Source organism: Hydrogenimonas sp. (assembly GCF_029932565.1).
Classification (GTDB): Bacteria; Campylobacterota; Campylobacteria; order Campylobacterales; family Hydrogenimonadaceae; genus Hydrogenimonas.
In genome coordinates this window covers 1-5,616 of sequence record NZ_JAOZPV010000095.1, presented here as the reverse complement: position 1 = coordinate 5,616, position 5,616 = coordinate 1, and the positions used below count along the sequence as shown (strand labels likewise).

Annotated in this window: 5 protein-coding genes; 4 read left to right on the top strand and 1 reads right to left on the bottom strand. The window is 56.5% G+C overall.

The features are described from left to right. The coding region (locus Q1K24_RS09015; protein WP_300369145.1) for a peptide-methionine (R)-S-oxide reductase at positions 1–183 on the top strand (183 nt) is incomplete at its 5' end. 270 nt (positions 184–453) lie between these two features. Here Q1K24_RS09015 and Q1K24_RS09010 read toward each other — a convergent pair. After that, complete coding sequence (locus Q1K24_RS09010) at positions 454–1,062, bottom strand: DedA family protein (protein WP_300369142.1); 609 nt, start codon at positions 1,060–1,062, stop codon at positions 454–456. A 70-nt stretch (positions 1,063–1,132) separates the two neighbouring features. Between Q1K24_RS09010 and ovoA the strand changes: the two genes are divergently transcribed. The 3 genes from ovoA to Q1K24_RS08995 form a co-directional block, all read left to right on the top strand. Further along, positions 1,133–3,232: a 5-histidylcysteine sulfoxide synthase gene (gene ovoA / locus Q1K24_RS09005; protein ID WP_300369139.1), complete on the top strand. Its 2,100-nt coding sequence runs from the start codon at positions 1,133–1,135 to the stop codon at positions 3,230–3,232. Continuing rightward, positions 3,229–4,398 (top strand): PatB family C-S lyase, encoded by a 1,170-nt coding sequence (locus Q1K24_RS09000; protein ID WP_300369135.1) that lies wholly within the window; start codon positions 3,229–3,231, stop codon positions 4,396–4,398. Before ovoA ends, Q1K24_RS09000 begins: the two co-directional genes overlap by 4 nt. After that, positions 4,388–5,616: APC family permease (locus Q1K24_RS08995; protein ID WP_300369132.1), on the top strand; the 1,229-nt coding region annotated here is incomplete at its 3' end. The genes Q1K24_RS09000 and Q1K24_RS08995, both read left to right, overlap by 11 nt.

Genomic DNA, 5,616 nt, shown 5'->3' with positions numbered 1-5,616 from the left:
CGTCCCATCACGCCCGATGCCGTCGAGGAACACAAAGACAGCAGCTACGGCATGATCCGTACCGAAATCACCTGCTCCCGCTGCGGTGCGCATCTCGGCCATGTTTTTCCGGACGGTCCGGCTCCGACCGGTCTCCGCTACTGCATCAACTCCGTCTGTCTGAAGTTCGAACCCCGGGCCTGAGCCCGGCCCGCATCTCCCGTTTCCCGTTTTCCCGATTCCCGCTCACACTCTAAATCTGTCCATTTCATTTTTGAGTGATTCCGTCACCCACTGAAGCTCTGGTGAAATGCCTTCCAGTTTGCGTGCCATTTCTTCGGTCATATTCGCCCTGTCATCGCACCTTTTGGGTGCCATGGACGCCTATGGGGATTTTTGAGATGCGTTCTGGAAATACCTTTATTTCTTCGCCACTGAAAATCGGCATGAAAAGTTAACAGGTATTGAAAAACGCTATTTCCGAACAGCCCGCCCTATAAACATCGCGATCGCCACGATGATCAGCACACCGATGAGCGGCAACACCCAGGGATTCTCCTTGGCTCTGTCGAGCATCGAGAGAACCGTCTTGCCGCCAAGATAGCTCGCACCCCCCACGACCACGGCCCACACCGCCGCCGCCAGGAGGTTGAGCACGCCGAATTTCACTGCGTCGTAGCGGGTCAGACCGATGGCGATGGGCACCAGCGTCTTGACCCCGTAGATATACTTCTGCAGAAAAACGACCCACGTTCCGTACTTTTTCATCAGCAGATGCGAATAGGCGAGTTTGCGCCGATGTTTTTTCAGGTACTCCATCATCGTATGCCTGTTGGCACGCGTAAAGAGCAGCAGTGCCTGGTCACCGATGAAATTTGCGACAAAGGCGACGGCAATGCTCGTTGTCAGATCCATTTTACCGATGGAGGCGAGGACCCCCGCCGCCGCCAGTGCGAAAAATCCGCCGCCCAGGGAATAGAGAAAGAGGATGATATAACCGTATGTCGTCAAATTGTTGAGTATCTCTTCCACATGCCACCTTTTTGAGCCCGTCCCGCCTATCTGCGAAAGCCACACGGCCATGGACTCCATTGTTTAGCCGTGATTTTAGCCTGTTTCGATAAAATAGGCAAAAAACGGAAAAGGCTGCCCCATGATCGAGCCCCTGCGCCCACCCTCACTCTATGGAGACAATCCGGAAGCCAAACGGGAAGAGATCCGGCACTATTTTCACACAACGTTCGATACGTTCGAATCGCTTTACTCGCTTCTGAAAAGCGACGATGCCTTCTTCCACCGGCCGGAACCGCTCCGCCATCCGCACATCTTCTACTTCGGCCACACCGCCGTCTTTTTCATCAACAAACTGATCCTCTCGAAGATCATCGATCGGCGCATCGATCCGAAGCTGGAGTCGATCTTCGCCGTCGGCGTCGACGAGATGAGCTGGGACGATCTCAACGAAGCCCACTACGACTGGCCGAGTGTCGATGCGACCAGGGTCTACCGCGACAACGTCAGAGAGGTCGTCGACGCACTGATCTCGTCGCTGCCGATGGAGCTGCCGATCACCTGGGAGTCTCCCTGGTGGGTCATCCTGATGGGAATCGAGCACGAACGCATCCACATCGAAACCTCCTCTGTCCTGATACGGCAGACCGACATCTCTTTGGTGCAGCCCGCTCCCGACTGGTCTCTATGCATGCAAAGCGGATCGGCTCCGGCCAACGAGCTGCTTCCCGTTCCAGGCGGCAAAATTACGATCGGAAAGAACAGAACCGACGACTATTACGGCTGGGACAACGAGTACGGGCATCACGAAGCGGACATCCCCGCATTCAAGGCATCCAAATATCTGGTCAGCAACGGCGAATTCATGGCGTTCGTCGAAGCGGGTGGCTACCTGACCGACCGATGGTGGAGCGAAGAGGGAGTGGCCTGGCGAAACTTCAAACAGGCAAAACATCCCCCTTTCTGGCTCCCTTCGGATGGGGGCTACCGATACCGGGCGCTCACCGAAATCATCGAGATGCCCCTTGACTGGCCCGTCGATGTCAACTACCACGAAGCGAAAGCATTCTGTAGCTGGCTGGGTGAAAAAACGGCCAGAAAGTTGCGGCTTCCGACCGAAGACGAGTGGGTCCGCCTGCACGAACACTGCGGCGTACCCGATCTGCCGCACTGGGGTGAAAAGGCACCCGCCAACATCAATCTCGAGCACTGGGCTTCCGCCTGCTCCGTCAAAACCTTCGCCCACGGCGACTTCCACGATGTCATCGGCAACGTCTGGCAGTGGACCGAAACCCCGATCTATCCTTTCGAGGGATTTGGCATCCATCCGGTCTACGACGATTTCACGACACCCACCTACGACGGCCGCCACAACCTGATCAAGGGAGGATCTTTCATCAGTACCGGCAACGAGGCACTGGCTTCGGCACGCTACGCTTTCCGACGCCACTTCTTCCAGCATGCGGGTTTCCGCTATGTCGAAAGCGACTACATGGAACAGATCGGTTCGGCGACCTACGAAAGCGACATGCAGGTGAGCCAATACTGCGAATTCGGCTGGGGCGACACCTACTTCGGCGTCGCGAACTACCCCGAAACGTGTGCGCGCATCTGCATCGAAGCGACTGCAGGGAAAAGAAGAGGGCATGCGCTCGATATCGGCTGTGCCATCGGGCGAAGCACGCTCGAACTCGCGACAGCCTACGAAAAGGTGACAGGTCTCGACTTTTCGGCCCGATTTATCGGTATGGCCGAAAGAATGCGCACCGAAGGGCGCATCCGCTACACGATCCCGACGGAAGGGGAACTCGTGGAGTACAAAGAGGCGGTACTTCCAGGATCGCTCGCCGGCGTGGCGGAACGTGTCGACTTCTGGCAGGCCGACGCCTGCAATCTCAAACCGATCTTCAGTGGCTACGACCTCGTCTTCGCCGGTAATCTGATCGACCGTCTCTACGACCCGGCCAAGTTTCTGAAAGAGATCACGGAACGGATCAACGACGGCGGTATGCTGATACTGAGTTCTCCCTATACGTGGCTCGAAGATTTTACACCGAAAGAGAAGTGGCTCGGCGGTTTCAAAAAAGACGGCGAGCCCGTCACGACACTCGACGGCCTCAGAATGCACCTCGAACCGGCATTCCGGCTCGTCGAAACACGCGATATCGAATTCGTCATCCGCGAAACGGCGCGAAAGTTCCAGCACTCCGTCGCACAGATGACGATCTGGGAGAAGCGGTGAGCCTTTTCGACAAACCGATCGACCGATGCGGCACCCACAGCGTCAAGTACGACGAACGCGAGGCGAAATTCGGCACCGGCGATCTGCTGCCGCTCTGGGTCGCCGACATGGACCTCCCCTCGCCCCGATGCGTAACCGAGGCACTCGTCAAACGGGCGGAGCATCCGATCTACGGGTACACCGTCTATCCTGACGAGTTTTTCAACGCTATCGAAGGGTGGATGCACCGGCGCCACGGCTGGCGCATTTCCCGGGCATCGATCGTTCCGATACCCGGCGTCGTACCGGCGCTCAACTTCCTCGTCACGGCATTGACCGAACCGGGGGAGGGCGTGTTGATCCAGCCGCCAGTCTACCACCCCTTTTTCCGGCTCGGGAAGCATCACGGCAGAGAGTTGCTGGAAAACCAACTCGTTTACGATCGTGGTAACTATACCGTCGATTTCGACGATTTCCGCGCCAAGGCGAAGAGGGCCAGACTCTTTGTTCTCTGTTCACCGCACAATCCGGTCGGACGCGTCTGGAGCCGGGAAGAGCTCGAAACGATGGCAGCCATCTGCCTCGAAGAGGAGTGTCTGATCATCAGCGACGAGGTTCACGCCGACATCGTCTACGCCCCGCACCGGCACATTCCGATCGCATCGGTCTCACCCGCCGTCGCGAAGGCCACAATCACGCTGAACGCACCCTCCAAAACGTTCAACATCGCAGGGCTCAACACGGCCTACGCCATCGCAGAAAACGATACGATACGCCGCCGGTTCGAAACGGAGCTGCGCCGGTTCGACCTGACAATGGGCAACCTGTTCGGCATCGAGGCGCTGATGGCGGCCTACAGATGCGGCGAACCGTGGCTGGAGGAGCTTCTCGGATATCTACGGGACAATATCGCGTTCGTCACTGATTACCTGCGAGAGCACATCCCGGCTATCCGTCCCGTTATGCCGGACGCGACCTATCTGATGTGGCTCGACTGTTCAGATCTGGGAATGGACGACGCACAGCTGGAACGCTTCTTCGTCGAAAAGGCGAAACTGGGACTCAATTCGGGCATCTCCTTCGGTGCCGGTGGAAGCGGTTTCATACGTCTGAATATCGGTTGCCCGAGATCCACGCTTGAAGAGGCGATGGAACGATTGAAAGGAGCGGTCGAAAATGATGACTGACAAACTGGGGCTCAAAGAGCTGGTCGCCATCGGCATCGGCAGCATGATCGGAGGCGGCATCTTTTCAGTCATGGGTCTGGCCAACGCCATCGCCGGCCATGCCACCGTGTTCGTCTTTCTGATGGGCGGCATCATCGCGGTATTCGCCGGTTACAACTACGCCAAACTCGCCGTCACCTATCGTCAGGATGGCGCCAGCTACACCTATCTGCAGCATGCATTCCCCAACAGACCGATGATCGCCGCCTTCGTGGGATGGAGTGTCATCATCGGCTACATCGGAACACTGGCACTCTACGCCTACACATTCGGTGCCTACGGGGCTGCGGCGATCGGATACGCCGACAATGCCATCGTCCGTACTATTCTCGCATTCGCCATACTCTCTCTCTTTCTTTTCATCAACCTACGGGGCGTCCGAGAGGCTGGCGAAAGCGAAGATGTCATCGTTTTCTTCAAAGTGGCGATCATGATGACACTCGGCATCATCGGTCTCTTCTACATCGAACCGGCCCACTTTCAACCGCTGTTCGACAAAGGTTTCGTCTCGGTTCTTCTCAGCGGTGCCCTCGTCTTCGTCGCTTTCGAAGGGTTCCAGCTCATCACCAATGCCGTCGTCGAAACCGATAATCCCGAAAAAAATATACCACGAGCCATCTACCTTTCGATTCTCATCGTCACGCTCATCTACGTGACCCTTGCCATTTCCGTTCTGGGCATTCTCACATTCGAAGAGATTCAGAAAGCCAAAGAATACGCCATCGCCGAAGCACTCGAACCGATATTCGGACGATGGGGATTCACGCTCGCCTCCATCGCCGCATTGCTGGCGACCAGCAGTGCCATCAACGGCACTCTCTTCGGCGCCAGCCGTATGCTCGCCGACATCGCCCAGGACGGAATATTCCCGTCGATTCTGGCACAGCGGAACCATAAGATGATTCCCTACTATTCTCTGCTTCTGATGTTTGTGATGGCATCTCTTTTCGTCCTGTTCGGCGCGCTGGAGAGTATCGTCGCCTTTTCGAGTATCACCTTTCTTCTCGTCTCTCTAGCTGTTGCCATAGCCAATCTCATCCTCCGGAAAAAGACGGGCTCGAATCCTCTCATTATCCTCACATCCATTGTACTGATGATGGCCACGGTCGGGTTGATGCTCTGGTACCTCTACCACGACGATCCGAAAACATTGACCGATATCGGACTCATCTATCTGCT